The organism is Mucilaginibacter sp. (assembly GCF_965200995.1).
GTDB lineage: Bacteria > Bacteroidota > Bacteroidia > Sphingobacteriales > Sphingobacteriaceae > Mucilaginibacter.
This window is the reverse complement of the sequence record NZ_OZ241743.1, coordinates 3,717,086-3,742,929: the sequence shown is the minus strand read 5'-3', so window position 1 is coordinate 3,742,929 and position 25,844 is coordinate 3,717,086. Positions and strand designations below refer to the sequence as shown.

General features: G+C 41.9%; 28 protein-coding genes. 26 read left to right on the top strand and 2 right to left on the bottom strand.

Going from position 1 to position 25,844, the window contains the following annotated elements:
• Positions 1-2: 2 nt before the first annotated feature.
• Genes ACY652_RS17495 through ACY652_RS17440 form a run of 12 tightly spaced genes read left to right on the top strand, consistent with a single transcriptional unit; the run spans position 3 to position 10,623 of the window.
• On the top strand, positions 3-2,492 hold the full coding sequence (locus ACY652_RS17495; protein WP_462265674.1) for a TraG family conjugative transposon ATPase: 2,490 nt from the start codon (positions 3-5) through the stop codon (positions 2,490-2,492).
• Positions 2,493-2,509: 17 nt separating this feature from the next.
• The gene (locus ACY652_RS17490; RefSeq protein ID WP_462265673.1) at positions 2,510-2,884 is read left to right on the top strand and encodes a hypothetical protein; all 375 of its coding nucleotides are present in this window, start codon (positions 2,510-2,512) and stop codon (positions 2,882-2,884) included.
• Between the two features lie 58 nt (positions 2,885-2,942).
• Positions 2,943-3,626, top strand: coding sequence for a conjugal transfer protein TraI (locus ACY652_RS17485; protein WP_462265672.1), 684 nt, complete (start codon positions 2,943-2,945; stop codon positions 3,624-3,626).
• Entirely contained in the window at positions 3,613-4,305 is a 693-nt protein-coding gene (locus ACY652_RS17480; protein ID WP_462265671.1) for a hypothetical protein, read from the top strand. Before ACY652_RS17485 ends, ACY652_RS17480 begins: the two co-directional genes overlap by 14 nt.
• Positions 4,306-4,315: 10 nt before the next feature.
• Positions 4,316-4,963: a TerB family tellurite resistance protein gene (locus tag ACY652_RS17475; protein WP_462265670.1), complete on the top strand. Its 648-nt coding sequence runs from the start codon at positions 4,316-4,318 to the stop codon at positions 4,961-4,963.
• A gap of 10 nt (positions 4,964-4,973) precedes the next feature.
• Complete coding sequence (traJ, locus tag ACY652_RS17470; RefSeq protein ID WP_462265669.1) at positions 4,974-6,188, top strand: conjugative transposon protein TraJ; 1,215 nt, start codon at positions 4,974-4,976, stop codon at positions 6,186-6,188.
• A 23-nt stretch (positions 6,189-6,211) separates the two neighbouring features.
• Positions 6,212-6,826, top strand: coding sequence for a conjugative transposon protein TraK (traK, locus tag ACY652_RS17465; RefSeq protein WP_462265668.1), 615 nt, complete (start codon positions 6,212-6,214; stop codon positions 6,824-6,826).
• A gap of 5 nt (positions 6,827-6,831) precedes the next feature.
• Positions 6,832-7,161: a hypothetical protein gene (locus tag ACY652_RS17460; protein ID WP_462265667.1), complete on the top strand. Its 330-nt coding sequence runs from the start codon at positions 6,832-6,834 to the stop codon at positions 7,159-7,161.
• A 3-nt stretch (positions 7,162-7,164) separates the two neighbouring features.
• Complete coding sequence (gene traM, locus ACY652_RS17455; RefSeq protein ID WP_462265666.1) at positions 7,165-8,445, top strand: conjugative transposon protein TraM; 1,281 nt, start codon at positions 7,165-7,167, stop codon at positions 8,443-8,445.
• A gap of 10 nt (positions 8,446-8,455) precedes the next feature.
• Complete coding sequence (locus ACY652_RS17450; protein WP_462265665.1) at positions 8,456-9,286, top strand: DUF4138 domain-containing protein; 831 nt, start codon at positions 8,456-8,458, stop codon at positions 9,284-9,286.
• Between the two features lie 33 nt (positions 9,287-9,319).
• Positions 9,320-10,090, top strand: coding sequence for a hypothetical protein (locus ACY652_RS17445; protein WP_462265664.1), 771 nt, complete (start codon positions 9,320-9,322; stop codon positions 10,088-10,090).
• Positions 10,091-10,146: 56 nt separating this feature from the next.
• A complete protein-coding gene (locus tag ACY652_RS17440) occupies positions 10,147-10,623 on the top strand; it encodes a hypothetical protein (RefSeq protein ID WP_462265663.1) in 477 nt (158 codons plus the stop codon).
• A 14-nt stretch (positions 10,624-10,637) separates the two neighbouring features.
• Here the strand turns inward: ACY652_RS17440 and ACY652_RS17435 are convergent, their stop codons facing one another.
• Entirely contained in the window at positions 10,638-11,300 is a 663-nt protein-coding gene (locus tag ACY652_RS17435) for an SOS response-associated peptidase (RefSeq protein WP_462265662.1), read from the bottom strand.
• An 83-nt stretch (positions 11,301-11,383) separates the two neighbouring features.
• Between ACY652_RS17435 and ACY652_RS17430 the strand changes: the two genes are divergently transcribed.
• The 4 genes from ACY652_RS17430 to ACY652_RS17415 all read left to right on the top strand — a co-directional run bounded on the left by ACY652_RS17430 (position 11,384) and on the right by ACY652_RS17415 (position 14,058).
• The gene (locus ACY652_RS17430) at positions 11,384-11,797 is read left to right on the top strand and encodes a LexA family protein (RefSeq protein ID WP_462265661.1); all 414 of its coding nucleotides are present in this window, start codon (positions 11,384-11,386) and stop codon (positions 11,795-11,797) included.
• A 1-nt stretch (position 11,798) separates the two neighbouring features.
• On the top strand, positions 11,799-13,163 hold the full coding sequence (locus tag ACY652_RS17425) for a Y-family DNA polymerase (protein WP_462265660.1): 1,365 nt from the start codon (positions 11,799-11,801) through the stop codon (positions 13,161-13,163).
• 98 nt (positions 13,164-13,261) lie between these two features.
• Positions 13,262-13,561, top strand: coding sequence for a type II toxin-antitoxin system TacA family antitoxin (locus ACY652_RS17420; RefSeq protein ID WP_461451656.1), 300 nt, complete (start codon positions 13,262-13,264; stop codon positions 13,559-13,561).
• A complete protein-coding gene (locus ACY652_RS17415; RefSeq protein WP_462265659.1) occupies positions 13,561-14,058 on the top strand; it encodes a GNAT family N-acetyltransferase in 498 nt (165 codons plus the stop codon). Before ACY652_RS17420 ends, ACY652_RS17415 begins: the two co-directional genes overlap by 1 nt.
• Before the next feature lie 3 nt (positions 14,059-14,061).
• Here the strand turns inward: ACY652_RS17415 and ACY652_RS17410 are convergent, their stop codons facing one another.
• The gene (locus ACY652_RS17410; RefSeq protein WP_462265658.1) at positions 14,062-14,244 is read right to left on the bottom strand and encodes a hypothetical protein; all 183 of its coding nucleotides are present in this window, start codon (positions 14,242-14,244) and stop codon (positions 14,062-14,064) included.
• 368 nt (positions 14,245-14,612) lie between these two features.
• Here ACY652_RS17410 and ACY652_RS17405 point away from each other — a divergent pair, with 368 nt between their 5' ends.
• The 10 genes from ACY652_RS17405 to ACY652_RS17360 all read left to right on the top strand — a co-directional run bounded on the left by ACY652_RS17405 (position 14,613) and on the right by ACY652_RS17360 (position 25,795).
• Positions 14,613-15,260 (top strand): hypothetical protein, encoded by a 648-nt coding sequence (locus ACY652_RS17405; RefSeq protein ID WP_462265657.1) that lies wholly within the window; start codon positions 14,613-14,615, stop codon positions 15,258-15,260.
• Positions 15,261-15,326: 66 nt separating this feature from the next.
• Positions 15,327-15,455, top strand: a complete 129-nt coding sequence (locus ACY652_RS17400; RefSeq protein ID WP_374949738.1) for a hypothetical protein — start codon at positions 15,327-15,329, stop codon at positions 15,453-15,455.
• Positions 15,456-15,459: 4 nt separating this feature from the next.
• Positions 15,460-15,627 (top strand): hypothetical protein, encoded by a 168-nt coding sequence (locus ACY652_RS17395; protein WP_374949739.1) that lies wholly within the window; start codon positions 15,460-15,462, stop codon positions 15,625-15,627.
• Between the two features lie 4 nt (positions 15,628-15,631).
• A complete protein-coding gene (locus ACY652_RS17390) occupies positions 15,632-16,699 on the top strand; it encodes a DUF932 domain-containing protein (protein ID WP_462265656.1) in 1,068 nt (355 codons plus the stop codon).
• Between the two features lie 210 nt (positions 16,700-16,909).
• Entirely contained in the window at positions 16,910-17,218 is a 309-nt protein-coding gene (locus ACY652_RS17385; RefSeq protein WP_462265655.1) for a DUF6660 family protein, read from the top strand.
• Positions 17,219-17,296: 78 nt separating this feature from the next.
• Entirely contained in the window at positions 17,297-21,688 is a 4,392-nt protein-coding gene (locus tag ACY652_RS17380; protein ID WP_462265654.1) for a CusA/CzcA family heavy metal efflux RND transporter, read from the top strand.
• A gap of 2 nt (positions 21,689-21,690) precedes the next feature.
• Positions 21,691-22,959 carry an efflux RND transporter periplasmic adaptor subunit gene (locus ACY652_RS17375; protein WP_462265653.1) on the top strand — a complete coding sequence of 423 codons (1,269 nt, stop codon included), beginning with the start codon at positions 21,691-21,693 and terminating at the stop codon, positions 22,957-22,959.
• Positions 22,949-23,128, top strand: a complete 180-nt coding sequence (locus ACY652_RS17370) for a hypothetical protein (protein WP_462265652.1) — start codon at positions 22,949-22,951, stop codon at positions 23,126-23,128. Before ACY652_RS17375 ends, ACY652_RS17370 begins: the two co-directional genes overlap by 11 nt.
• Positions 23,129-23,156: 28 nt before the next feature.
• A complete protein-coding gene (locus tag ACY652_RS17365; RefSeq protein ID WP_462265651.1) occupies positions 23,157-25,166 on the top strand; it encodes a heavy metal translocating P-type ATPase in 2,010 nt (669 codons plus the stop codon).
• Positions 25,167-25,621: 455 nt separating this feature from the next.
• Positions 25,622-25,795, top strand: a complete 174-nt coding sequence (locus tag ACY652_RS17360) for a hypothetical protein (protein ID WP_462265650.1) — start codon at positions 25,622-25,624, stop codon at positions 25,793-25,795.
• Positions 25,796-25,844: the final 49 nt, after the last annotated feature.

Sequence of the window (25,844 nt, the reverse complement as noted above, 5' to 3'; positions counted from 1 at the left end):
CAATGGCAACACATAGCAAAGCAGAACAGGTTTTTCCTGTGTATAAGGTAGAACATCAATGTATGATCTCGGTGCAAGGTGATTTGACCATTGGTTTCAAAGTAAACCTGCCTGAAATATTCACCTTATCCAACGATGAGTACCTGGCATTTCACGAGGTTTTGATTAAAGCTTTAAGACTTTTGCCTAAAAACAGCGTTTTTCATAAACAGGACTGGTTTATCAATGAGCAGTACGAAGCAGTATTTGCTAAGAATAACGGTGGGAACGTTAAAACGTTCCTGTCACATTCCAGTGAACGTTACTTTAACGAACGGGCTTACCTTCATCATCATTGCCATATTTATTTAACTAAGAAGCCGGATAAATTCAAGCAGTATTCAAGTGCGACCAGTGTATTGATGCGTAAACGTATAGTACCAGTGCAAACTACCTGCGATGAGTTATTCCGTGATTTCATGGATAGCGCAGGGCAATTCGTTAGGGTATTAGAGGACAGCGGCTTAATTTCTTTGAAGAGATTAACCGACGATGAATTAACTGGCACCCTTCAAAATCCGGGTGTTTTAGAACAATACTGTTTCCTTTTGAATAAAGACGAGGCACCCGTTTTAAAAGATATTCATATCGAGGACGAGATTAGAATTGGCGACAGTCATTGTCAGCTTTATACGCTTAGCGATGTGGAAGACCTGCCAGCGCTTTGCGGGCCACGGATCACTTACGATAAATATAGTACAGATAAAACGAAATTCAGTACAGGCTTTGCCACACCAATAGGAACATTGCTGAAATGTAACCACCTGTATAATCAATACATTTTTATCGGGGACAGCAAACAAACCATTAAAAAACTGGAAGCGAAAAAATTAAGACTTCAATCACTTTCAGCCTATTCCCGCGAAAATGCTATTGGGCGTGATGCCACGCACGATTTTCTTAACGAAGCGATAAGCCAGCAACGGTTACCTGTGAAAGCGCATTTCAATATTTTGGCCTGGACGGATGATGCTGCCAATTTAAAGGATCTGAAAAATAAAGTCAGCTCATCATTAGCACAGATGGATGCACAGCCCAAACAGGAAACCGACGGCGCAGCGCAAATATGGTGGTCAGGACTGCCCGGCAATGAAGCCAGCTTTCCGATGAATGATACGTTTGATACATTCGTCGAGCAGGCAACCTGCTTTTTGAATCTGGAAACAAATTATCAATCAAGCATTAGTCCGTGTGGCATTCGCCTGGGCGACCGTTTATCCGGAAAGCCGGTACACGTTGATATCAGCGACGACCCGATGAAAAAGGGGATTACCACCAACAGAAACAAATTTATATTAGGTCCATCAGGCAGTGGTAAATCATTCTTCACCAATCACATGCTCCGCAGTTACTTTGAACAAGGTTCCCATGTGGTTATCGTTGATGTGGGACATAGTTACGAGGGCTTATGTGAATTTGTAGGCGGTTACTATTTTACTTATACAGAGGACAAACCGATCAGCTTTAATCCTTTTTATGTTCCTGAAGGAGATAATCTGGACACCGAAAAAAGAGAAAGTATCAAGGCCATGATACTCGCCTTGTGGAAAAAAGAAGATGAGGGTGTGCAACGATCTGAATACGTCGCCATTTCGGACGCTTTGTATCATTACTACGAAAAATTAAAGGTTGAAACCGAAATATTTCCTTGCTTCGATAGCTTTTATGAATTTCTCTCCAATGAATTTTATGAAACAATGAAGCAATCAAAAGTGAAGGATATTCGTTTTGATATAGATAACATGCTGTTTGTATTGAAACCATACTACAAAGGCGGTGAATATTCCTATCTGCTGAATGCAAAAGAAAATCTCGACTTATTGCAAAAGCGCTTTATTGTCTTTGAATTAGATAATATAAAAGATCATCCCATCTTATTTCCGGTGGTTACTTTAATCATCATGGAAACATTTGTTTCCAAAATGCGCAAGCTAAGTAAGGACACCCGCAAAATGATCCTAATTGAAGAAGCCTGGAAAGCGATTGCGCGGGAAGGAATGGCAGAGTATATTAAATACCTCTTTAAAACTGTGCGTAAATATTTTGGTGAAGCTTTAGTGGTTACCCAGGATATAGAAGATATAATCAGTTCACCAGTGGTTAAGCAGGCCATCATTAATAATAGTGATTGCAAAATATTACTTGACCAGCGTAAGTATCAGAACGACTTCCCTAAAATTCAGCAATTGTTAGGAATAACCGATAAAGAAACTGCCCTGATTATGAGCATGAACCGGAATAACGATGAAAATTTAAAATACAAAGAAGTGTTTATTAGTCTTAACGGACAGCTATCTAAGGTTTACCGCACCGAAGTTAGCCGCGAGGAATACTGGACTTATACCACAGAATCAGCGGAGAAAGCCAAAGTCCACGCCTACGCTAAAATGTATGGGAGCATGCAATTAGGCATAGCCGCTATTGTCAGAGAAGAATTGGAAAAAGCAGCATAAACTTAAAAACCATAATTATGAAAGCATTATCGTTTATTATAATCCTTACAATTGTCGCCTTTATAGGATGCACAAATAATTCTCAAAACAAATCGCTATCAGGTACTTTCACTAATCAATCAAAAAGTGAGTATAGCACGGCTTCTGATACATTGATAATAACGCCATTAACTCAATCGACCAATAGTTACCAAATCGAGCGAAAGACAGGTTTTCAAAAAATACGAAACGGTATAACCCAAGCCAAAGAGTATAAAATCGAAAAATGGCAATCAACATGGAGCGAAGACAAACAAGTGTTGGCAGAAACGGAATATGGCCGTCAAATAACCCCAAGTAAAGACGGAAACTCCGTAATGTTGAAAAATACGCAGTACCAAAAAATCAAATAACATTTCCTACATATCATTAAGTAATTCCTGTACATAAACAGGGATATGGGAGGCCTTTATGAAAAATTTACCTATAAAAATAGCGTCTTTAGTGGTATTTATTGCTTTGATAATACCCATGCAAAAGGCTAATGCACAATTTGTGATTGGCGAAGTAATAAAGCTTACAGTTACCAAAGTAATTAAGGCTATAGACCTTAAAGTACAGCGTATGCAGAACAAAACGATTTGGTTGCAAAACGCGCAGAAGGTCATTGAAAATCAAATGTCGAAAACCAGGTTAACTGAAATTTCAGGCTGGACAGAACAACAGAAGCAGTTGTATAGCAATTACTATACGGAGTTAGGAAACATCAAAGCCACCATATCAAAATATCAGCGCATAAAGGATATTACCTTAAAACAGGCGGCTTTAGTAAGTGAATATAAACGAGCCTGGAGTTTATTTCGGCAGGATAGTCATTTTAACCCGAAGGAGTTAAGCTATATGCAACAGGTTTATTCAGGAATATTGGATGCAAGCGTCAAGAATTTAGATGAGATCATGCTTGTTGTTAGCCCTGCTAAAACGCAAATGACTGATGAACAACGCCTGGAATTAATTAATAAGGCCAGCGATCATTTGGATGAAAATTATAACGACTTACATCAATTCAATAATCAGGGTATTCAATTAAGCCTGCAACGCAGTAAAGATTTAAGCGATACACAGTCAATTAAAAAGCTTTATGGAATCAATTAATCAAATAAAAATGCGGGCAGACGAGATCCGGCGTAAAAGTAAGAAGTTACTGGCTTTTACAGTAATGACAGTTGCGGCATCTGCATTCGCCACTACAGCAAGAGCGCAAACTTTTGCCGAATGGTTCCAACAAAAAAGCACCCAAAAGAAATACCTTTTACAGCAAATTGCGGCCTTGCAGGTTTATGCAGCTTATTATAAAGCAGGTAATAATATTGCTCACAACGGGCTGGGTTCAATAACCGGCTCCCTTAAATCGGAAAACGGTTTACATACAACCTTCTATAGCAACCTGAATAATGTTAGCCCGGTAGTGAAGAATAACAAACAGGTCAGCGATATACTGCAATGGCAGAAAGATATTCTTGCACGTATGAATATGCTGGACAAAACCGCCAATCTTAATGACAGCGAAAGGAAATATATCATACAGGTCAAAGCTGCTTTATTCAAAGACTGTGATCAGCAAATCACCGAATTACAAAATGTAGTAACGGACAGCAAACTAAAGATGAGTGATGAAGAACGGCTTAAACATATCGGGGTTATCCATTCTTCAATGCAAAATAATTACCGCTTTGCTTCGGCATTTGCAGACCAGGTTAAAGTATATGCCGTGCAACGCTCACAGGAAAACAACAATGTAATTTCCGAAAAGAAAATTTACGGGATTCAATAAAAAATAAATTATGAAAAAACATTTCAAGCATATCGCAGTGATTATGGTATTTTCCTTTTGCCTCGTTTCGAGAAAGGTTGCCTACGCGCAGGTTCAGGAAATGCAGCAGCTCATTTTGGATATTGAAAAACTTACCCAACTGAAAGGCATTTTGAGTGATATGAAAACAGGCTATCAAATTTATCAGCAGGGTTACGGCAGTATATCTCAATTGTCCAAAGGCAATTTCGATCTGCATAGTGTTTACCTTAACGGTTTGCTGTCAATAAATCCAACTGTAAAAAATTATGGCAGAGTAGCCGAAATCATCACGCAACAAGTTAGCTTGATAAGTGAGTATAAAAGCGCCTACAAGCAATTTCAGCAAAGCGGCTCATTCAGTGTAAGTGAATTGAATTACATGAGTAGCGTATATACGCAGCTTGTCAACCAAAGCCTTCAAAATCTGGACGATTTAACTAATGTACTCACGGCAGGGAAACTGCGGATGTCTGACGATGAACGAATGAGGGCCATTGACCGGATCTACGCCAGTAGTTCTGATAAGCTGCAATTTCTCCGGCATTTTAACCGGCAAGGGGTTTTACTGAATATTCAGCGCAGCAAGGATGTGGGCGACACCCGAACGATTAAACAGCTCTATGGCATAAACAACTAATCCCAATTTTATGAAAAAGAAGATTTATTTAACCGCAATTCTTGCGGTAACGGGGATAGCTTTTCCTTTATTTTCCAAAGCGGACGGACTTGCAACTGATATTCAGGGTTTGCAGGGCACATTAAATGGGGTATATAATGATATGCTACCAATGTGCAGCCAGTTGATCGGTGTAGGTCGGGCGATAGCTGGATTTGGTGCACTTTTTTATATAGGAAGCCGTGTTTGGCGACAAATAGCCAGCGCAGAGCCGATAGATTTTTATCCCCTGATGCGCCCATTTGCATTGGGTTTAGCAATTCTTTTATTCCCTACAGTTATAGCGATTATCAACGGAATTATGTCACCTACAGTGAGTGCTACGGGTGGAATGGTGCAAAATTCGGATGCCGCTATTGCAACCTTGTTAAAAGCAAAAGAAGCGGCGGTAGAAAAAACGGATACATGGCAAATGTATGTTGGCTCCGACGGCGATGGCGACCGGGATAAATGGTATAAATACACTCATCCCGACGATCCCACAGGTGCAAATGAAGGAATGCTTGCCAGCGTAGGTAACGATATGAAGTTTGCTATGTCTAAGGCTTCTTATAATTTCCGCAATTCGGTTAAGCAATGGATGTCCGAAGTGTTGCAGGTGCTATATGAAGCTGCGGCATTATGTATCAATACAATCCGAACATTCTACCTCATAATCCTTGCCATATTGGGGCCTATCGTATTTGGGTTAGCTGTTTTCGATGGGTTTCAGCACACCTTAACGGTTTGGCTGGCCAAATACATCAATGTGTTTCTATGGTTGCCGGTGGCAAATATCTTCGGTGCCATTATCGGTAAGGTACAGGAAAATATGCTGAAACTGGATATTAGCCAGGTTCAAAATGCAGGTGATACTTTCTTTAGTTCGACCGACACCGCGTACCTCATATTTTTAATTATAGGCATCATCGGTTATTTCACCGTACCAAGCGTAGCCAACTATATTGTAAATGCAGGCGGCGGCAATGGTTTACTTCAAAAGGTGAATAGTATTGTCAGCAGCACCAGCCAATCAGTAGTTGGGGCAGCTTCGGGCAGCAGCATGTCATCAGATGCTTTTGGTAATCAACGTTCAAATACCAGCGCAAGCATGGCAGACAGCTCAGTTTCCAAACCCTATTTTCAGGATAAACAACAAGGAGCAAACAGCCAGCAGGCTTCCAAAATAAATCCTCAAAAAGCTTAATTATCCACCTTAATAGTTCATTTATGTTTTCACAACTCAAAAATATCGACACAGCTTTCAAGCATATCAAGCTGTTTAGCTACCTGCTCATTGCAGCATGTACGATTATTTCCTGCTTCGCGCTTTTTAAAAGCTATCAGGCGGCAAACATTGCAAATAATCATGTTTATATCCTGGCGAATGGAAAGGCGCTGGAAGCTTTTGCTGCAGACCGAAAAGACAACATTCCGGTTGAGGCAAGGGATCATATAAGGATGTTCCACCACTATTTTTTCACCCTGGACCCCGACGAAAAAGTAATTGATGCCAATATCGGCAAAGCGTTATACCTGGCCGATGAGAGCGCCAAAAATCAATACAACGATTTGAAGGAAAAGAGTTACTACAATAATCTTATTTCCGGCAATATCAGCCAGCAGGTTACCGTGGACAGTATTCAACTGGACATCAACCAATATCCCTACTATTTTAAATGTTTCGCTACACAAAAGCTTATCCGTTCAACCTCCACCGCGAACCGCAGCCTGATCACTCAGGGGTATTTGCGCAATGTAGCCAGGTCAGACAATAATCCGCATGGTTTTTTGATCCTGCATTGGGAAACCTTAGCGAACAGGGATACCACCATTCAACATTAAAAGCTATGATTTTATCAAACAGTAAAACGTCAGCACAATTGAGCGACAAGGTTGCGGCTTCGCTGGCAAAACAGATTATCAATTTCCAAATACGTTTTTCGGCTTGGCTAAACAGGTGGTTTAACGCTTACTCTATACGTCAAAAAAAACAGATAGCTATTGCAATCGGCTTGCTAACGGCTATCATATTAATTAGTAGCTCATTTTGCAGTTTCTACACTATACCAAAATTATCACAAAACTATACGTCTGCCCACATTGGGCAGGCATCAGAGTTTCCAAATCCCCAATTTATTAAACGTCAATTAACAGATTCATTAACTAAAAAAAAGTAAATCATGAATGCAGCATTAAACAGCGGCCAATTGCCGCAGCATACTCCTGAATTTCTAAAGGAGCGCAAATTTCTAATCGTTATGCCCCTGCTTATCATCCCATTTTTAACGATGGCATTCTGGGCGTTAGGCGGCGGTAAACAATCCGCATCCGCCTTTGAAGGCTCCAACGCACAGGGATTAAATGCAACACTGCCGCAGGCGCAGTTTAAAGATCAAAAGGCCCAGGATAAAATGGGCGTTTATCAAACCGTTAAAACTGATTCCGTAAGTTCATCCAGCAGCGGGGTTAGCGAAAGTTTCGTTAAATCAATGGGACTGGATGCCGCTAAAGCCGGGCATACTGATTCCGCTACTCAGCGTTCGACCGCGAACCTTACAGGTGGCCCTACCGTGGCAGATGTGAACGAAGCTAAAATTCAGGCCAAACTTGCCGCTATCAATCAGCAGATCAACCAGCCCGAACAGCCAAGCTATGGCGGCGGCGGCGCCTCTTCGCCGCAATCTGCCGCAGATGTAAAACGGCTTGAATTAATGATGAAAGCGATGAATGGTAACGGCGGCGGCAACGATCCTGAAATGAAACAGCTTACTCAAATGCTGCAACAAATTAACGATATACAAAATCCTGGCAATGCTAATAGCAAGCTTCGTACTCAATCCCTGAAAAATCACGGGCGCGTTTATGCGGTAATGGCAGCGAATGATGATGACGACGATAATTCCGCATCTGATAAAATGCAGGTTAGCTACGCTTCTTATGATGGTGGCGGTAAAACAAAAAAACGTCGCTCCGCTAATGCTACCGAAACAGCAGGTAATACTATTCAGGCAGTGGTGCATGAAGATCAAACGCTCGTAACCGGCGCGGTTATCAAGTTGAGGTTATTGGATGGCATTTATGTAAACGGCAAAATGATACCAAAAGGCAGCTTTGTTTACGGCACCTGCGCTTTGAATAACGAGCGATTAGAAGTCAAAATAACCAGCATTCGCTATCTCAATAATATCCTGCCGGTCGCACTCGCGGTTTACGACCTTGACGGTATGGAGGGCTTATATGTTCCTGGTTCCATCGGAAGGGATGCTGCAAAAAATGGCGTTGGCGATGCGGTTCAATCTATGCAACTCATGTCAATGGATCAGTCCGTAGGTACACAGGCCGCCAGTGCAGGGGTTGAAGCCGCCAAAGGCTTATTCAACCACAAGGTAAAACAGATAAAAGTTAAAGTAAAGGCCGGTTACGAAGTCCTTTTAAAGGATAGTAACGACCGTGATAATTAATCAAAATGCCATGAAAAAATCATTCATTATTTTCATTCTTGGTGCCTGGGGAACAGTTTCCTACGCACAAGATACCGCTTATGTAAGCCGTGATAAAACCACCGCTTTGTTTTTTAAATCGGCGGTTAAGATTATCAGCAAACCATCATCTGATTTTGATGTCACTCAAAAGGAAGATGCCCTGATTACCATTAAAGCAATTGATGCGGATTTTGCGCCCACCCGCATTAACGTGCAGGATGTCAGCACTGCGAAAATCTATCATATCCCGGTTGAATATTCCTACGGACGTGCCGGAAGAAGTATCAAAATTGACGGAGCATCACCAATGACAGTTCGGGTCATTAAAACTGCTGATTTTAGTTACAGCGCAGTCGTAACACAATTAGCCGAAGGTAAACGCAAAGATGTGGTGGATCATGAAAAAACCGGAGGGGTAAAAGCCTGGGTTGATAAACTGTCCCTTGCAGGTAACCGCATTTTCTTTAGGCTTGATATTCGTAATAAATCCAATCTCCCTTATGAAATTGATTTTGTCCGCTTTTATATCAGGGATTTGAAAACGGTTGCACGGATGGCGACTCATGAGCAGGAGATCGTGCCGTTGATTACTACACTACACAAAAAAACTTCAATTGCCCATAAACAGGAGATCGCAAAAGTTTTTGGCTTTCACCGTTTTTCCCTTTCTGAAGACCAGGCGCTAAACGTTGAATTATACGAGCGTAATGGCAACCGCCACATTTACCTGCAAATCAAACAAAAGGATCTTGACGATTTAAAAACCATAACCCCGGCAGCGCAGCAGCCGGTTAATGCAATAGCTGCAAATACACTTTAATTAACCATTTATTTCATTTTTAATCATTACGTTATGAATACTCAAAATGCTGAATTTCTGAAAAAGAGCCTGCTTAACCTTGGGTTTGGCGACAAATTAAATGCTGAACTGGATAAGGAAATGGCCGCAAAGACACCTGAATTTAAGTTAGGGTTACAACATGAGTTCAACCAGAAAACGGTTGATTATACCCTGCATTTTAAAGCAGGCGATAATAAGGATATGTATTTTTTTAATAAGTACGACGCAACCATTAATCACAAAGATGATCCTGCAAAGGATATTAATCAATCTTTCTTCATCAATAAAGGCAGCGGCATAACCGCCAAAGAGGCTTTCAATTTAATGGAGGGTCGTGCCGTACACAAACAGCTTTACAATTTGGAAGGCCAAAAATATCAATCCTGGTTAACGCTTGATGATAAGAACCTGACTGAAAACGGTAATAAAAAGATCAAGCATTACCATGAAAACTATGGATATGATATTGACAAGGTTATTGCCGGAAAAGGTATTAAGGAACTCGAAGACCCTAAAGCGAAGGAAGAATTAATGTATTCTTTAAGGAAAGGTAACGCCCAGCAAGTAACCGTTGGCAGTGAGGAAGGTGATAAGAAATATTTCATCGCAGCTAACCCACAGTACAAAACCGTTGACCTTTACGATCATCAGATGAAGAAGATAAAACGGGAAGAATTACTACAGACCGAACAAAAGCCGGTTAGAAACTTAAAACAACGCGAGCAGCAAAAGGAGGATGCTCCTGCAAAAAAGCAGTCGCGTAAAAGTAAAGTTCACGTTTAATATAATTTTGAAACAGGTCAGCTACTGGCCTGTTTCTTTTTAAATAATTTAAGGCCATGTCTACCATAACCAGAGTATATAATCCCTTAATAAATATTAAGGATGAGCAGTGGATCTTACTGATAGATTTACTAACTGAAAATGTTTTCGTATTGAATGGCAGGAAATTAACCGACATTGAAATTCAACACAGTATCGGTGGCCATTATCCAGCCGTTTATTTTCGTTTAACGACCATTTTAGAAGACCCAAAAGATAATAATCTTAAAACGGAAGTTTCAGGCTTTGTACTTGGGTTTAATAACGAGTGGGACGACGATGTTTATATTCATCCATTGTCGGCGCAGGGGTTTTGGGAAGACTGGCTAAAAGATAATTCCATAAATGCAACTTTCGCTTATCACGAAGTGGGCCTACGAAAATTATTGTCATTTTTGGACAAAGAATTGAACCTATGGCATATTCCGGAAGAAATTAGTTACAAGGACTTTGTGCCAAATGAATGGCGGTCTTTAGCTTATCAACCTCAATAGTGCTAAACTGCTCACTAAAAAAGTTTATTACCGCCATCTTTTTTTCTCGGCAAGCGTTTCCGCCCTATTTCCCTAAACTTTAAAAAAGCAGAATCGTACGATTGCATTAAGCTCATTAATTGCTCAAAGCTGGCTTCGGGATGCATCCATGTACGGCGTTCCTGTTTGTTGAAAACAACGGGCATACGCTCATGAATTTTTCTATAGTGTTCATCAGGTTCGCAGGTAGGTATCGCAAAACTTCGTACTGGTACATTGCCGTTCTCCCGGTCTATCCACGTTGTCCATATCCCTGCGAAATAAACATACTTTTCACTAATATGGCTAACTTCATACTGCACTTTAAAATCGCCTTCATCGTGCCATTCATAATAAGATGGTACAATGTTCAGGCATCTGCTTCGCATCAGCAGGTTTTGGAATTTACCGCTGGTAGCGATAGTTTCAGAACGAATATTAGTTAAAGGGCGCAATTCTGCAACGTTATGCGTATTAGCAGGTATCAAACCCCAGCGCATATATTCTATCTCCCGTGGGTTATGGTGAATGATCACAGCCGAAAGATCGGTTGGTGCACAATCGTTTTTAATGGTCACCAATTTGGGAGCATTCGATACTTTAACCTTTAGATCTGTTTCCAATTCCCATGATTGGGAAGCCACTTGTCTGCCGCACATAAAACAAAGTTAAAAACTTTATTGTTAAAATACTAAAATAATTAGCAATTTTACGGTCATATTATGGAATTATGCGGGTGAACTTGTACAGATTAAATACAGACAGCAAAACGCTGATCCCTTTTTTTGAAGATGGCATCTTTGGAGGATTTCCAAGTCCGGCAACAGACTACTTTCGGAATGAAATAGACTTGAACGAAGAACTGATCCGCAACAAAAGCACTACATTTTTAGGTCGTGTAGAGGGTGTCAGCATGAAAGATATTGGCATCTGGTCAGGGTCACTTGCTATTATCGACCGCTCTTTAGAAGCCAAGAACAATGACCTGGTTGTTGCCTGGGTGGATGAAGGATTCACCTTAAAACAAGTACGCATTAACAATGACGGCGTTTTTTTATTTCCGTTCAATGCAGAATTTAAGCCGGTAAAGATCTCCGACCAGGACGATTTTTTCATTTGGGGCAAAGTAACCTACATCATTAATTCAACGATTTGATATGCAGCTACAGCCCGATAATGAATTAGATGAATTTTTAACGGATATATCGCCGGCGAACAGTGGGATATGGCTGCTTAAATATCGGTATATGTTCGGCCTGGCTGATTTTTCCAGTTTTTATTGCGGTACACATGAGTTGTTTAACCCTAAATTACGTTTCGTGCCGCATGTTACCATGTCCAACAATCACGGGTGTATCATATCCCGGAGCAAGATCGCCAAGCAAATGGGTTACGGCATGAGCCAGAATGCTTTTGAACTGGTGAAGCAAATGAAGAAAGACGGTGTGATAGATTATTCGTCCAACTACGAATATTACCAGTCTATGAGTAACCGGGGCTTTAGCCATGTTGCACAATTCTGTGATATAGTGGAGCGCTACAGCATTGATGAACTATTTATGCTTTTTAAGCAATGGGATCAGGATGCGTTGCCGGCATTAGGCAGGGAAATAGTCCGCTCTACTACAAAGGGCGTAGGTGTCGAAATTTGCCTGGGACTGGCACCCACCAAATTGCTGGCTAAAGTGGCTAATAAACTGGCTAAAAAGTCGCCTGATAAAAGTGGGGTTGTTGTTTTACAAACGGACGAACAGATAAAAACCGCCTTGCGGGATTTTCCCGTGGAAGACCTTTGGGGCATTGGCCCCGCTTATGCAAAATTTCTTGCAGGCTTTAACATTTATACCGCGCTTGATTTAGCCATGCAGCCGGAATACTGGACGAAACAAAACATGACGATACAAACGCAGCGCCTTTGGTATGAATTGCGCGGCGTTTCCTGCGTACCGATGGAAGAAATACCACCCGACAAGAAGCATATTTGCACCAGCCGTAGTTTTGCGAGAACCATAGACGATTTTGACCTGATCTTAAAAGCAGTGTCTAACCATGCGGCGAGCTGCGCTTATAAACTGCGTAAAGACAAATTGAATTGTACTGCGGTAGTGGTGTTTTTGCAGACAGATAAATTCCGCACTGAACAGAAGCAATATAATAATGATATAATGGTCAAACTGGATGTTTATTCCAACTCGGCCAGAGTGATTGTAAGCAAAGCATTGGAGGGTCTGCGCAAAATTTACCGCAAAGGTTATGCATACAAAAAAACCGGGGTAATGGTCATTGATCTTATACCCGAAACACACCAGCAAACCGCTTTATTATTCGAGGAGAAAACGCACGATATGGAAGTAGAAGCCAAACTTTCCAAAGCCTTGGATTCGATCAATAACCGATATGGACGGAATACCGTGCAGTTAGGCGCGCAGGGAAATGATAAGCCATTGCAGTTAAATGCACCAAACTTGTGCCCATGTTACACTACGAGGATAGAGGATATTATGCGAATTAAGATCGGCTGATTTCTCCCACTTTATTTTAGCAGCAAACACATTTTCGTTTTTTGTTGTTTTATTTGTACGGATTTTTTCCGTATTTTTGTATATTAATAAATGCCACTATGGAAAGAGCACTTAAAGTTGAAAAGACAAGGTTTGATACGAAATTGACCAAAGTTCAAAAGGAACTTTTTGAATTGGCTACCAAAATTGGCGGCTACCGCACGTTAACTGATTTTATGCTGTCAACAGCGGAAGAAAAAGCAAAGACCATCGTTCAGCAGCATGAAGCTATCCTGGCTTCTGAAAGAGATAAAAAAATCTTCTTTGATGCGATCATGAACCCGCCGCAGCCAAATCAACGTTTGCGGGATGCAGCTAAAAGGTACAAGGAGTTTAATAATCAGTCTGCCGAAGCTTAATGAGTTATCCTATATTACCGCTACAATCTGGATTTAATAAGAAAGACTTTTGCTGCGGCAAGGACATGTTGGATAATTATATCCAAAAGCAGGCCAGCCAGGATCTGAAAAGGCGTTTGAGCGCAATATTTGCCATGGTGGACGATAGCCGCGTCATAGGTTATTATACCTTATCAAGTACAAGTGTTTCCCGTGAGCTCGTGCCGGAAGATGTTCAAAAGAAAATGCCTCCGTCTTACCATGATCTGCCTGCTACTTTATTAGGCCGTCTGGCAGTAGATCAAAATTATAAAGGTCAGCGCCTGGGTGAATATTTATTGATGGATGCCTTAAAGGTGGCTTTCGATGCCTCGGAGAAACACATTGGTTCAATGGCGTTAATTGTAGATCCCCTGGATGAAGATGCTGAAGCATTTTACACCAAATACGATTTTATTAAATTGGATTCCGGTAAGATGTTTTTGCCTATGCAGACCATTGCAGCACTCTTTAAATAATAATTAATTAAATTTCAATCTATAGCCTGCTGTCCCTTCGGCCAGGCTTTCCACTATATCTTTTCTTGAAAAGGATGCCGTTGCAATCCCTGACAGTTGATTGCTGAAAAGCGGATTGCCGTAAGTTCCGCTGCTGCATTTTTGCTGCGCTGCAAAAGCATCCGCTTTTGTTCTAAACTTTTTCAAATTCCAATTAAGAGCATCTTTCAGGACTTCACTCGTTTACCCGCGATGCCGGGAAAAGCTTCGCTTGCCTTCACTCTGCACTTAATTTCCTGCTAAAATATCAGCTGCTTTTAAGGTGCTATTTTCCAAAGAAAACGGACAAAAGCGGCGTCAAGATCGGTCAGCCCGGTCGTACGAACGCATAATGTCCTTGCTGCGCTGCGGCCACCCTTCGGGACTTATAGTTCTCCCGCCCAGGCTTTTCGACCGTCTTTTTGACTTTCTTTTTTACCGTTTTTTCTTTTGAAAAATAGCTTTTTAGGGAAAGTCTTCGGGAAAAGAGGGAAACAAAAAAACAAATTTTTTAACCCTTTTAAATCATTTAAAAAATGAAAACAGCAGAAAAAAATGCAACCGGTGTACAAGGTGCAGCAGCAAAAAACAACCAAACAGCAAACAGAGTTGAAAACCGCCCAAGCTTAACAGGAAAGGAAGCCAAACAAGATGAAACCGCTAAAGATCAAACACCTGCCCAAAATCCGCAAGTTGAGAAAACCAACCCTGCCGAGGTTACGACCGGTAGCCCCGCTACAGTGGATAACCAACCCGGTAACGTTGCGCCCTTTACCACAGGGCAAGGCATAGACCAGCCGAAAGCTGAACCCGCCAAAACGGAAGAGGTGAAAGCCGAACCCGTTAAAGTGGAAGAAGTGAAAGCCGAGCCTAAAAAATTCGCTTTGAACTTAGAGCAAACCCTAAAATCTGTGGAGGGATTGCACCGCCTAAGCATTCAACGGATTACCCTGTTATCCCGCATCAAGTTACTGGAAGATTTTGAGGTGAAATTAATTGAAGAAAACGACGAACTGGAAAACAACCCTTATCAAGGTTGCAAGCTGATTATCAAAGACGATAAAGGCCGGGAGTTTGTCACCAACACGCCAAACCTTATCCGCATGGTTTCCCAATTCATTTTTGATGCCTGCCATGAAAAACTGGCCGAGATCGAAGCCAACATTATTTTTCCCAATGCTTAAACAAATTATGCTCCCGGCATATCGTCGGGAGCATTTTTTATGGTTTCACAAAAAAAAGCAATTCCTATGTACGAGCAATTTATAGAGTTAACCAACCAAATATTTTGGGAGGGTTACGCCGAAACTTTAGCGCAGGAAAACCCCGCACGGTTTCAATTAGAATTAAGCGATTTTATGAACACCTACCAATTTTAAGACAATGGAGGATAGGATTTTTTTACTGGTAAAAGTTACCATCAAAACCACCCATAGCAACATACACGATGCTATACAGGAACTGCAATCAAAAACCGAGTTATCGGTGAGCAGCACCCCAAATGTGGAAGTGTTACAAACAAAAATTATTGAACTGAATACAAAAAATTAAAGTCATGGCACATCAAATAAATTTCAACAAGAAAACAGGCAAAAACAGCTTTATGAGCGTGAAAGAAAAAGCCTGGCACGGGTTAGGACAAATCATAGACCGCTATCCAACCAGTAGCGAAGCGATACAGCACGCAGGACTGGATTATATTGTTGAAAAACGCCCTTTGTTTACCTATGATACCGCTAACCATTTAGGAGAGGGAAGCGACGATATTATGATCCCCGAAATTTCAGTACCAAATTTCTTTGCAACCGTTCGGGCTGATACCGAGCAGGTTTTAGGGGTAGTTGGCAATGATTACGAAGTCGTACAAAACCGTGATGCTTTTTCGTTCTTTGATGCCATCGTAGGCGGGGGCGATGGCATTTTATACGAAACGGCGGGGGCATTGGGTAATGGTGAGCGGGTTTTTATAACTGCCAAATTACCTGATTATATTCGGGTAGGCGTTAAGGACTGGATAGAGCAATATTTGTTTTTAACTACCACGCACGATGGTTTAGGAAGCATTACCGCAGCTTTTACGCCTATTCGCATAGTTTGCAACAACACACTAAACGCTGCCATGAATAATCATTCAGGGGCGATTAAAATCCGTCATACGGCATCCGCTACCGAGCGGTTGAAACAAGCACACACATTAATGGGTATCAGTAAATCGTTAGGCGGTGAAATGGAGGGCTTATTTAATCAATGGGCTAAAGTGCGCATTACAGATACGGAGGTTAAAAAACTGATACAGATCGCAATGGCGCCAAATAAGGAAGTTTTAAAAAATTTAGCCGATGGCAAATTAGACCTTTTATCTACACATTACACCAATATAGTAGATAACGTTTATGAATATGCTTTAGGAAGTCAGACCCAGCAGATGGAAACCACCGCAGGAACGGTATTTGGCGCATACAACAGCGTTACGGGCTATTTTCAAAATGTACGCAGTTTCAAAAGTGACGAAGCCAAGTTTAAATCCATTATGGACGGCACAGCCAAACAAAGGGCGCAAACTGCCTTTAATCTTTGCCGTGATTTTGCAACGCAGGGAAGCGAAGCGTTGATTTACAATTAATTTTTACCAAGGGGGAGCAATCCCCCTTAAATTCAAAATTGCCCGGCGGCGGGCTATCGCCCGCCCGAAGAACGCCCCCTGTTTTCTTAGGGTTTAATGATCTTGGGTGAAAACAGGGGGCGCAACTATTCCTTTTGATTTTAAAAATACGCTTTAAAGACAAAATAATTGGAAATTTATTATTTAGAATAATTCTAATATATTTGTTGCGTGAAGGTACTTTGTTACATATTTAGCGTAATGGTCATTGTTCTTAGTCTAATCCCATGTCAGGAGGATGCTATAAACAATGCAACTAAAACTGTAAGCAGTATTCATCAAACAGTCCCGGTTCGTAATATACCCGATGCATGTTCTCCTTTTTGCACCTGTTCGTGCTGTACTACGCCTACAACAGCCCAGATTCAGATGTTTTCTTTTGATATTCCTTTAACCGGTGAAACCCTTTATTTTGAGCATCTTCCCGGCCTTCTCGTCCAGCGTGACTTGTCCGTTTGGCAGCCTCCGCAGATAAGTTAATTTGTTTTAAGCTGGTTTTTATAACCGGCTGTGGACGTTATTGTCTAAAATTAAGTATTTAACTTATTTCTTATATTCATGTTTGACAAAATTATATCGTTTTCGATCAATCACAAGTTGATCATTGGCGCATTTATACTTATCCTGATAGCAGCAGGGCTGTATTCTGCCACGCAATTACCCATTGATGCGCAGCCGGATATTACCAACAACCAGGTGCAGGTTATTACCCAGGCACCTACATTAGGGACGCAAGAAGTGGAGCAATATATTACCGCTCCTATTGAACTTGCCCTTGCCAATATTCCAAAAGTCATTGAAAAGCGCTCTATTTCCCGTTCCGGCTTATCCGTAATAACGGTCGTTTTCCAGGATGATGCGGATATTTATTGGGCAAGGCAGCAGATCAGCGAACAGCTTAAAGAAGCGGAAGCACAAATACCTGAAAATGTTGGCTCACCGACATTAGCGCCTATTACTACCGGTTTAGGTGAGATTTACCAGTATGTTATTCATACCAAGCCCGGGTATGAAAATAAATATAGTCCCACCGATTTAAGGACCATACAAGACTGGATCGTGCGCCGCCAGCTATCTGGCACACCGGGGATCGCCGAAGTAAGCGGATGGGGTGGTTATGTCAAACAATATGAGATTTCTTTAGACAACGACAAGCTGAATAGCTTAAATATCACTGTTGGTGAAATCTATACCGCTTTAAAAAAGAATAACCAAAATACCGGGGGGTCTTACATCGAGCAACGAAACAATGCCTATTTTATAAGAGGTATCGGCCAGGTACGTTCTTTGGCGGACTTGGAGCAGATCGTTGTTAAAAATGTCGGTGCAACGCCGATACTTATACGCGATGTGGCTAAAGTTCAATATGGCAGCGCTAATCGCTACGGAGCGGTCACACGAAACGGGCAGGGCGAAGTTGTTGCAGGAGTTGCACTCATGCTTAAAGGTGAAAATTTTAGCCAGGTAATTAAACGGGTAAAAGAGCGTATGGTACAAATTCAGAAATCACTGCCGGAAGGTGTGGTCATTGAACCTTTTATAGACCGCACGGAACTGGTTGACCGGGCTATCAGCACCGTAGAAAGGAATTTAATCGAAGGTGGTTTGATCGTGGTTTTTGTGTTGGTTTTATTGCTCGGCAATCTACGCGCAGGTTTGGTAGTGGCTTCGGTTATCCCGCTTGCAATGCTGTTCGCCGTTACCATGATGAACCTGTTCGGCGTTTCGGGCAATCTCATGAGTTTAGGTGCAATTGACTTTGGTTTGATCGTAGATGGTGCCGTGATAATTGTTGAGGCTATATTCCACAGAATTTCCGGTAACGGATTATTTGTCGGCAAGCCTAAACTTGATCAAAAAGAAATGGACAAGGAGGTTTATACGGCAGCTTCTAAGATTCGCGACAGCGCTGCATTCGGAGAGATTATTATTTTGATCGTTTACCTGCCCCTGTTTGCTTTAGTAGGCATTGAGGGCAAGATGTTCAGGCCAATGGCGGAAACCGTAGCATTTGCCATATTGGGCGCTTTTATTTTATCACTTACTTATGTGCCTATGGCAAGTGCTTTGTTTTTAAGCAAGAATACTGTACACAAACGTAATATATCAGATCGGCTTATCAGTGCACTGCAAAGTTTATACACTCCCGTGCTTAGCGGCGTTTTAAAAGCAAAAAAGCTGACGGTTATTTTATCGGTCATTTTACTGGCCGGTGCGATCTGGCTATTCAGTACCCTGGGTGGCGAATTTATCCCAACCTTAGAAGAAGGTGATCTGACTGTTGAAATCGCAATGATGCAAGGGACATCTTTGACACAGGTCGTCAAAACTTTCGGCCAGGCAGAAAAACTGCTGAAAAATAAATTCCCGGAAATCAAACAGGTGGTTACCCGGATCGGAAGTGCTGAAATCCCTACTGACCCCATGCCTTTTGAGCGCGGGGATATGATGCTGTCCATGAAACCAAAAGAAGAATGGACCAGCGCGGACAGTAGACCCGAAATGATGGAAAAAATAGAACAGACTCTTAAAGACATTCCTGGGCTTAACGTAGAAGTTACCCAGCCAATGCAAATGCGCTTTAACGAACTCATGACCGGCATACGACAGGACGTAGCCATAAAAATTTTCGGGGAAGACATTGATGTATTGAACGAGCAGGCAAATAAAGTGGCAAAAGTGATCAGCAAAGTTAATGGTGTCAGCGAACCAACGGTAGAACGGGTAAGCGGCTTACCACAGGTAGAGATAACTTATGACCGGGCGAAGATCGCACAATATGGCCTTAATATTGAAGATATCAATACTGCTGTAAGTACTGCTTTCGCCGGTCAGGTTGCGGGATTTGTATTCGAGGGCGAAAAACGGTTTGATATTGTTTTACGGATGAGCCGGGAATTGAGGGAAAATGTATCCAACATTGAAAACCTGTATGTCAATCTCCCATCAGGTAACCGCATACCACTTGACCAGGTAGCTACCGTAAAAATAGAAGAAGCGCCTGCGCAGATCAGCAGGGAGGATGGAAAGAGGCGGATCTATGTAGGCTTTAATGTGCATGGCCGCGATGTAGAAAGTACCGTTACAGAAATACAACAGCTATTAAGCCAGGAAGTTAAATTACCGGCAGGATATTATACCACCTATGGCGGTCAGTTCGAAAATCTGAAAGCAGCGAAAAAAAGGCTATCTGTTGCAGTTCCCGTAGCTTTGCTATTGATTTTGATACTGTTGTATTTTACTTTTCGCTCAATTAGTGAAACATTGCTTATTTTTTCAGCGGTTCCGCTTTCCGCCGTGGGCGGGATATTGGCATTATGGTTAAGGGGGATGCCTTTTAGCATATCCGCAGGTGTCGGGTTTATTGCGTTATTTGGGGTGGCTGTTTTAAATGGCATTGTATTGATCGGCTATTTTAATCAGCTAAAAGCGGAAGGTATCAGCAATATTATAGAAAGGGTAAAAAAAGGTACCGAAGTACGCTTACGCCCGGTGATCATGACCGCCTCAGTGGCTTCCCTCGGCTTTTTGCCGATGGCCATATCAACGTCGGCCGGTGCTGAAGTACAGCGGCCCTTGGCAACTGTGGTCATTGGGGGATTGATCTCGGCCACCTTGTTAACCTTACTGGTATTGCCGGTACTATATGTGCTGTTTACAAAAAAAGAAGATGAAAAACAAAAAGGAAAAAGCCCCCTCCCGGTTAAAACCTTACTGATCGGATTATTGATCGGGTCAGGATTATTCACCGCTACACCTGTTAAAGCTCAAAATACAAAGGAACTTTCTTTGGACGAGTGTATCAGCTTAGCTTTAGCCAATAACCCAAGGCTGCAACGATCTAATTTAGAGATCGGGCAAAACAAAGCTTTACAGCAAACGGCTTTCGACCCGGCTAAAACTAATCTTACCTTAACCCAGGACCCGACCTCGGGCGGTAATATTGATAACAGTCTGGGCATTTCTCAAAGTTTCAGTTTCCCAACTGCTTACACTGCACAAAGCAAAGTACTGAAAGCACAAACAGCAGTTAGTGAGCGGTCAAGAACGTTGACTCAAAACGAATTGATCCGTGATGTAAAACTGGCTTATTATCAGTTACGGTTTGCCCGTAATAAAGCCAGCCAATTAAAAAGCCAGGATAGTTTATACCAGAAATTTTCGGAATGGGCAGCCCTCCGATATAAAACGGGTGAAACTTCTTACCTGGAGCAGCTTTCCGCTGTAAATGCAACTAAAGAGATTCAGTTATCGCGGCAACAGGCATTGGCGGATGTTACCATTGCAGTAGCGGAACTGGCGCAATTGGTGAACAATGGCAAACTTGTTGAAATAGCGGATAGCGCCTTAGATAAGGTTCAGATAGCTTCGCCCTTAGATACCGGAATGATCCATCAAAACCCTTTATTTGGTTTATACAGGGATAGGGTGACCTTAGCGGAAACACAAGTAAAAGCGGAGCAAAGTAAATTCCTGCCCGATCTTTCTTTAGGTTATCGGCAGCAGTTATTGATCGGGGCGTATAACCCGGCTAATATTAGCCGCACCTATTTTCTGGGTACTCGAATGGCGGGGTTTGAAGTGGGTATATCGGTGCCACTGTTCTACGGAGCGCAGTCTGCACGGGTTAAAGCTGCAAGATTTAACCAACAAATGATACAAAGTGATCAAACCCTGGCTGCACAGCAATTGAACAAGCAATACAGCCAGCAGTTACAGGAATATTTAAAATACCAGCAAGCTTTAGACTATTACCAGGAGTCAGGCCTGAAGCAGGCTGGTGAGCAAATACGTATCGCTGCTTTCGCTTACAGCAAGGGCGAGATCGGCTATGTGGAATTCATCCAAAACACGACCCAAGCCCTGAATATCCGTTTGCAATACCTGCAAGCTTTGAGGGATTATAATAACAGCATTATCGAACTTTCTTATCTCCGTGGAGGCAATTAATCATGAAACTAACTTTAAAAAATAAGTCTATACAGCTATTGCTGATATTACCTGTACTATTATTCATCATTACCGGAACGGGTTGCAATCAAAAAAAAGTACCAGCGCAGTCCGATCAAACAGAAGCTCCTAAAAGTAAAACCGATGAAGGTATCCATTTGAGCCAAAGTCAAATTGACGCGGTTGGTATCAGCTTTGGAACGGTAGAAGAAAAAAACCTGAAATCAGTTGTTAAAGTTTCCGGGCAGCTTGACGTACCCCCGCAAAACAAAGCTGAGGTAACTTTGCAGATGGGCGGCGTGGTGAAACAAATATTTGTTTTAGAGGGAGGCTATGTGCACAAAGGACAAAAGCTGGCAACCATAGAAAACAATCAGCTTATCCAATTACAACAGGACTATATGACCGCCATGAGCAGCCTGGCTTACGCACAAAAGGAATACGAGCGGCAAAGCGAATTGAATGCCCAAAATGCAGGTACCGGAAAAATTTATCAGCAATCAGAGAGTACCTATCAGGCAGACCAGGCCAGGGTAAAAGCTTTAGGCAGGCAATTATCACAAGTTGGTATTAGTCCGGTCAGCGCAGCAAAAGGGAATATTACCGCAGAAATACCGGTGTTTGCGCCGATCAGCGGGACTATCGGCAAGATCAATATTGAAACTGGTTCTTTCGCGGAGCCTTCCAAGCCTCTTATGAATATCGTAGACAAATCCAAAGTACATTGCGACCTGATGGTATACGAAAAAGATTTAGCTAAAGTAAAAGCGGGGCAAAAAGTTAATTTCATATTAACCAATCAAAATAACACAACTATAATCGGCAGGATCTACGGCATAAACCAGTCTTTTGAAAATGAAAGCAAGTCCGTCATCGCCCATGCGATCATTGACAATAGCGCAAAGAACAATTTGATACAAGGTATGTATGTATCTGCATTAATTGATGTCGGTAATCAAACAACTACAGCCGTGCCTACTGATGCCATTGTGAAATCCGGCGGCAAGGAATATATCTATTACCTTAAAAAAGTAGAGGAAAAACCGGAAGCCAAAGAAGATAAAGAAAAGGCAGGCGATAAAGACGATGATAAGGCATCTGCAGGCAAGACCTATTATTTTGACAAGGCAGAGGTAGTTACGGGTGTATCTGATTTAGGTTATACAGAGATCAAATTATTAGAAGAACTGCCAACAGGTGTCAAAATTGTCACTAAAGGGGCATTCTATATTCTTTCGTCCGTTTCAGCGACAGACGAAGATGGCAATTAATAAAACAAAGTCTAAAGTGAATGTGCCGAAAGGGAGGCCGCCAAAAAGTTACGCCCAGCCACAATGGATGAAAGTGGTCAGGGTGATTGGTTTGATCGTTGCTTATATCGTTATTATTTTAGCCATTATAGGCATGGCTATTTCTATTTATAAAAGTTACCAAAAGTAAGGGGGTAAACCCCATTGTACCGTGAACAATGAAAGAAGAAATTAAAGACAAGCAAATAAAAACAGGGTCGCCTGATACAAAGGTCATCCCTGAAATAGATGGGGAGCAGGTTAATACCGTAAAAGAACAAGAGGGAGAAGACGACGATGAAACCCTTGATCTGAACAAACCAGCAGAAGAGGAAACCTGGCTGAGCCATTGGCCGCTGCTTACTGCCCTGCTTATTTTGATCGTCATGCTGACGTTGGAAAACGCGTTTAAGTACCAACCGCCATTTCCCGTCAATCTGATCATTTTTTTGATTGCATTCGGGTTGGCTGGCTATAATGTTTTGGCAATGGCCTGGCGCAAGGCAAAGCATTTTGATTTTTTCAATGAGTTTTTTCTAATGAGCGTAGCGACCATCGGTGCTTTCAGCATTGGTTCCTACAGTGAGGGCGTTGCCGTAATGGTTTTCTATTCCATAGGCGAATGGTTTCAGGATGCTGCCGTGAATAAAGCAAAGAAAAGCATTAAAGCGTTGTTGGATATCAGGCCGGATAAGGTAACTGTTATGCGTGACGGTAAGCCAACCGAAACAGATCCGAAAACTGTTAAGGTTGATGAGATCATACAAGTTAAAGCCGGTGAAAAAGTTGCACTTGATGGTGAACTTTATTCAGATGCAGCTACTTTTAATACGGCCGCCCTCACCGGAGAAAGCAAACCCGATACCAAAAGGAAAGGTGAAACAGTTTTAGCCGGAATGATCAATCTGGACAAGGTGTCGGAGGTTCAGGTTAAATCCTTGTTCAAGGATAGCAAGCTGAGTAAGATCCTGGAAATGGTGCAGGATGCGACCGCCCGTAAATCGCAAACGCAGCTTTTTATAAGCCGCTTTGCTAAAATTTATACACCAATAGTCTTTGCACTGGCCCTGTTGGTTTGCTTTGCACCCTACTTTTTTACAGACCCTTATAACTTTCATCAATGGTTTTACCGGGCATTGGTGTTTTTAGTAATCAGCTGCCCTTGCGCGCTGGTGGTATCCATCCCATTGGGCTATTTTGGCGGTATCGGGCTGGCTTCAAGAAATGGTATTTTATTCAAAGGCTCTAACTTTTTGGACGTAATGACCAAGATCAATACCGTGATTATGGACAAGACCGGCACACTTACCAAAGGGGTGTTTAAAGTACAGGAAGTCGTTACGGAGAACTTTGATAAGAATGAACTGATAAGAACCGCCGCTGCTATCGAAGCCAATTCTACCCACCCTATAGCCAAAGCCGTCTTTGAATATGCAGGTCAGCAGGAACGTCAATTAAAGGCAGAAAACGTTGAAGAAATATCAGGTCATGGTTTAAAGGGAACAGTCAACGGCAAAACCGTGCTTGCCGGAAATGCAAAGCTGCTCAAAAAGTTTAATATCAGTTATCCTGCTGACGTAGATAATTTAGTTGACACCGTTGTTTTACTGGCTGTTAATGATAAATATGTGGGTTATATCACCATTGCCGACGAAATTAAGGAAGATGCAAAAGAGGCAATTGAAAGAATGCATGCTTTGAAATTGGAAACCGTCATGTTATCAGGGGACAAACAAGCTGTAGTAGATAAAGTTGCGAAAGCCTTGGGCATCGATAAAGCCTTTGGTGATCTGCTACCCGATGGTAAAGTTCAAAAGGTACAGGGTTTTAAAGATGCTGGTAGCCGGATAGCTTTTGTGGGTGATGGGGTGAATGATGCGCCTGTCGTAGCTTTGGCTGATGCCGGTATTGCCATGGGCGGCCTGGGTAGTGACGCTACCATTGAAACAGCAGATATTGTGATCCAAAATGACCAGCCTTCCAAAATTACTACGGCTATTAAAGTAGGTCAAATCACCAGCCGGGTTGTTTGGCAAAATATAACCATTGCAATGGTAGTTAAAGTAATTGTGCTTGTTTTAGGTGCTGGGGGTGTCGCCAATTTGTGGGAGGCTGTTATTGCCGACGTTGGTGTAGCCCTGTTTGCTATCTTGAATGCCGTGCGCATACAAAAAATGAAAATCGATTAATTTTAATCTTACCTTTTTGTAAAGACTATTTCTCTAATATTAACGTTGAATAGCAAAATGAAATTTTCAGCAGTCCTGCTTATCGTTTGCATCCTATTCCTTTCTTCGTTTCCGGGGATGGTAAGTGCTACCGTTAAGGCTAAAATGGATTGCTGTAAAAAACTGACAGGAAAGGATGCCTGTCATCATAATTCCTCTAAAAACCAATCCGACGATTGCGAAAAGCAGGGTTGTGCCATGTTGTTTTCCTGCAGTATTTGCGGGTTTATTCCTGTTGGCACATTGAAGTTGGAATCTAATTTCTCTTTTTTGCTGAAACAGCCAGTCCCTCTCCATAGAACCGCTTATTTATCGGATTATCAGAAAGCTGACTGGAAACCGCCGAAAGTCTGTTAAATAATACCGCCCGCCTAAACCTCCAAACGGATTATTATTTAAATTTAAAAAGACAAAAAATGAAAAAGATAATGTTAAGCATGCTGGCAATTGCATTTGCCGCAACTTCTGTAATGGCAAACTCTAACGCTCCTGTTAAAAAAGCGAAAGCAAAGCAGGCTACCTGCACGAGTTGCCCTAAAGGACAGAAATGCGCTAAAACAACCTGCACAAAAGCTGATTGTTGTAAATAAGCATTAATTGCATATAGAAGCCCCGGACGTATCGTTAGGGGCTTTGTTA

Coding starts and splice junctions, on each gene's coding strand:
- traJ (WP_462265669.1), top strand. CDS start 4,974: ATGAAAAAGAAGATTTATTTAACCGCAATTCTTGCGGTAACGGGGATA.
- ACY652_RS17420 (WP_461451656.1), top strand. CDS start 13,262: ATGGAAAGAGCACTTAAAGTTGAAAAGACAAGGTTTGATACGAAATTG.
- ACY652_RS17435 (WP_462265662.1), bottom strand. CDS start 11,300: ATGTGCGGCAGACAAGTGGCTTCCCAATCATGGGAATTGGAAACAGAT.
- ACY652_RS17360 (WP_462265650.1), top strand. CDS start 25,622: ATGAAAAAGATAATGTTAAGCATGCTGGCAATTGCATTTGCCGCAACT.
- ACY652_RS17495 (WP_462265674.1), top strand. CDS start 3: ATGGCAACACATAGCAAAGCAGAACAGGTTTTTCCTGTGTATAAGGTA.
- ACY652_RS17380 (WP_462265654.1), top strand. CDS start 17,297: ATGTTTGACAAAATTATATCGTTTTCGATCAATCACAAGTTGATCATT.
- ACY652_RS17400 (WP_374949738.1), top strand. CDS start 15,327: ATGTACGAGCAATTTATAGAGTTAACCAACCAAATATTTTGGGAGGGT.
- ACY652_RS17460 (WP_462265667.1), top strand. CDS start 6,832: ATGATTTTATCAAACAGTAAAACGTCAGCACAATTGAGCGACAAGGTT.
- ACY652_RS17440 (WP_462265663.1), top strand. CDS start 10,147: ATGTCTACCATAACCAGAGTATATAATCCCTTAATAAATATTAAGGAT.
- ACY652_RS17405 (WP_462265657.1), top strand. CDS start 14,613: ATGAAAACAGCAGAAAAAAATGCAACCGGTGTACAAGGTGCAGCAGCA.
- ACY652_RS17415 (WP_462265659.1), top strand. CDS start 13,561: ATGAGTTATCCTATATTACCGCTACAATCTGGATTTAATAAGAAAGAC.
- ACY652_RS17425 (WP_462265660.1), top strand. CDS start 11,799: ATGCAGCTACAGCCCGATAATGAATTAGATGAATTTTTAACGGATATA.
- ACY652_RS17490 (WP_462265673.1), top strand. CDS start 2,510: ATGAAAGCATTATCGTTTATTATAATCCTTACAATTGTCGCCTTTATA.
- traK (WP_462265668.1), top strand. CDS start 6,212: ATGTTTTCACAACTCAAAAATATCGACACAGCTTTCAAGCATATCAAG.
- ACY652_RS17485 (WP_462265672.1), top strand. CDS start 2,943: ATGAAAAATTTACCTATAAAAATAGCGTCTTTAGTGGTATTTATTGCT.
- ACY652_RS17395 (WP_374949739.1), top strand. CDS start 15,460: ATGGAGGATAGGATTTTTTTACTGGTAAAAGTTACCATCAAAACCACC.
- ACY652_RS17445 (WP_462265664.1), top strand. CDS start 9,320: ATGAATACTCAAAATGCTGAATTTCTGAAAAAGAGCCTGCTTAACCTT.
- ACY652_RS17365 (WP_462265651.1), top strand. CDS start 23,157: ATGAAAGAAGAAATTAAAGACAAGCAAATAAAAACAGGGTCGCCTGAT.
- ACY652_RS17450 (WP_462265665.1), top strand. CDS start 8,456: ATGAAAAAATCATTCATTATTTTCATTCTTGGTGCCTGGGGAACAGTT.
- ACY652_RS17480 (WP_462265671.1), top strand. CDS start 3,613: ATGGAATCAATTAATCAAATAAAAATGCGGGCAGACGAGATCCGGCGT.
- ACY652_RS17390 (WP_462265656.1), top strand. CDS start 15,632: ATGGCACATCAAATAAATTTCAACAAGAAAACAGGCAAAAACAGCTTT.
- ACY652_RS17370 (WP_462265652.1), top strand. CDS start 22,949: ATGGCAATTAATAAAACAAAGTCTAAAGTGAATGTGCCGAAAGGGAGG.
- ACY652_RS17475 (WP_462265670.1), top strand. CDS start 4,316: ATGAAAAAACATTTCAAGCATATCGCAGTGATTATGGTATTTTCCTTT.
- ACY652_RS17375 (WP_462265653.1), top strand. CDS start 21,691: ATGAAACTAACTTTAAAAAATAAGTCTATACAGCTATTGCTGATATTA.
- traM (WP_462265666.1), top strand. CDS start 7,165: ATGAATGCAGCATTAAACAGCGGCCAATTGCCGCAGCATACTCCTGAA.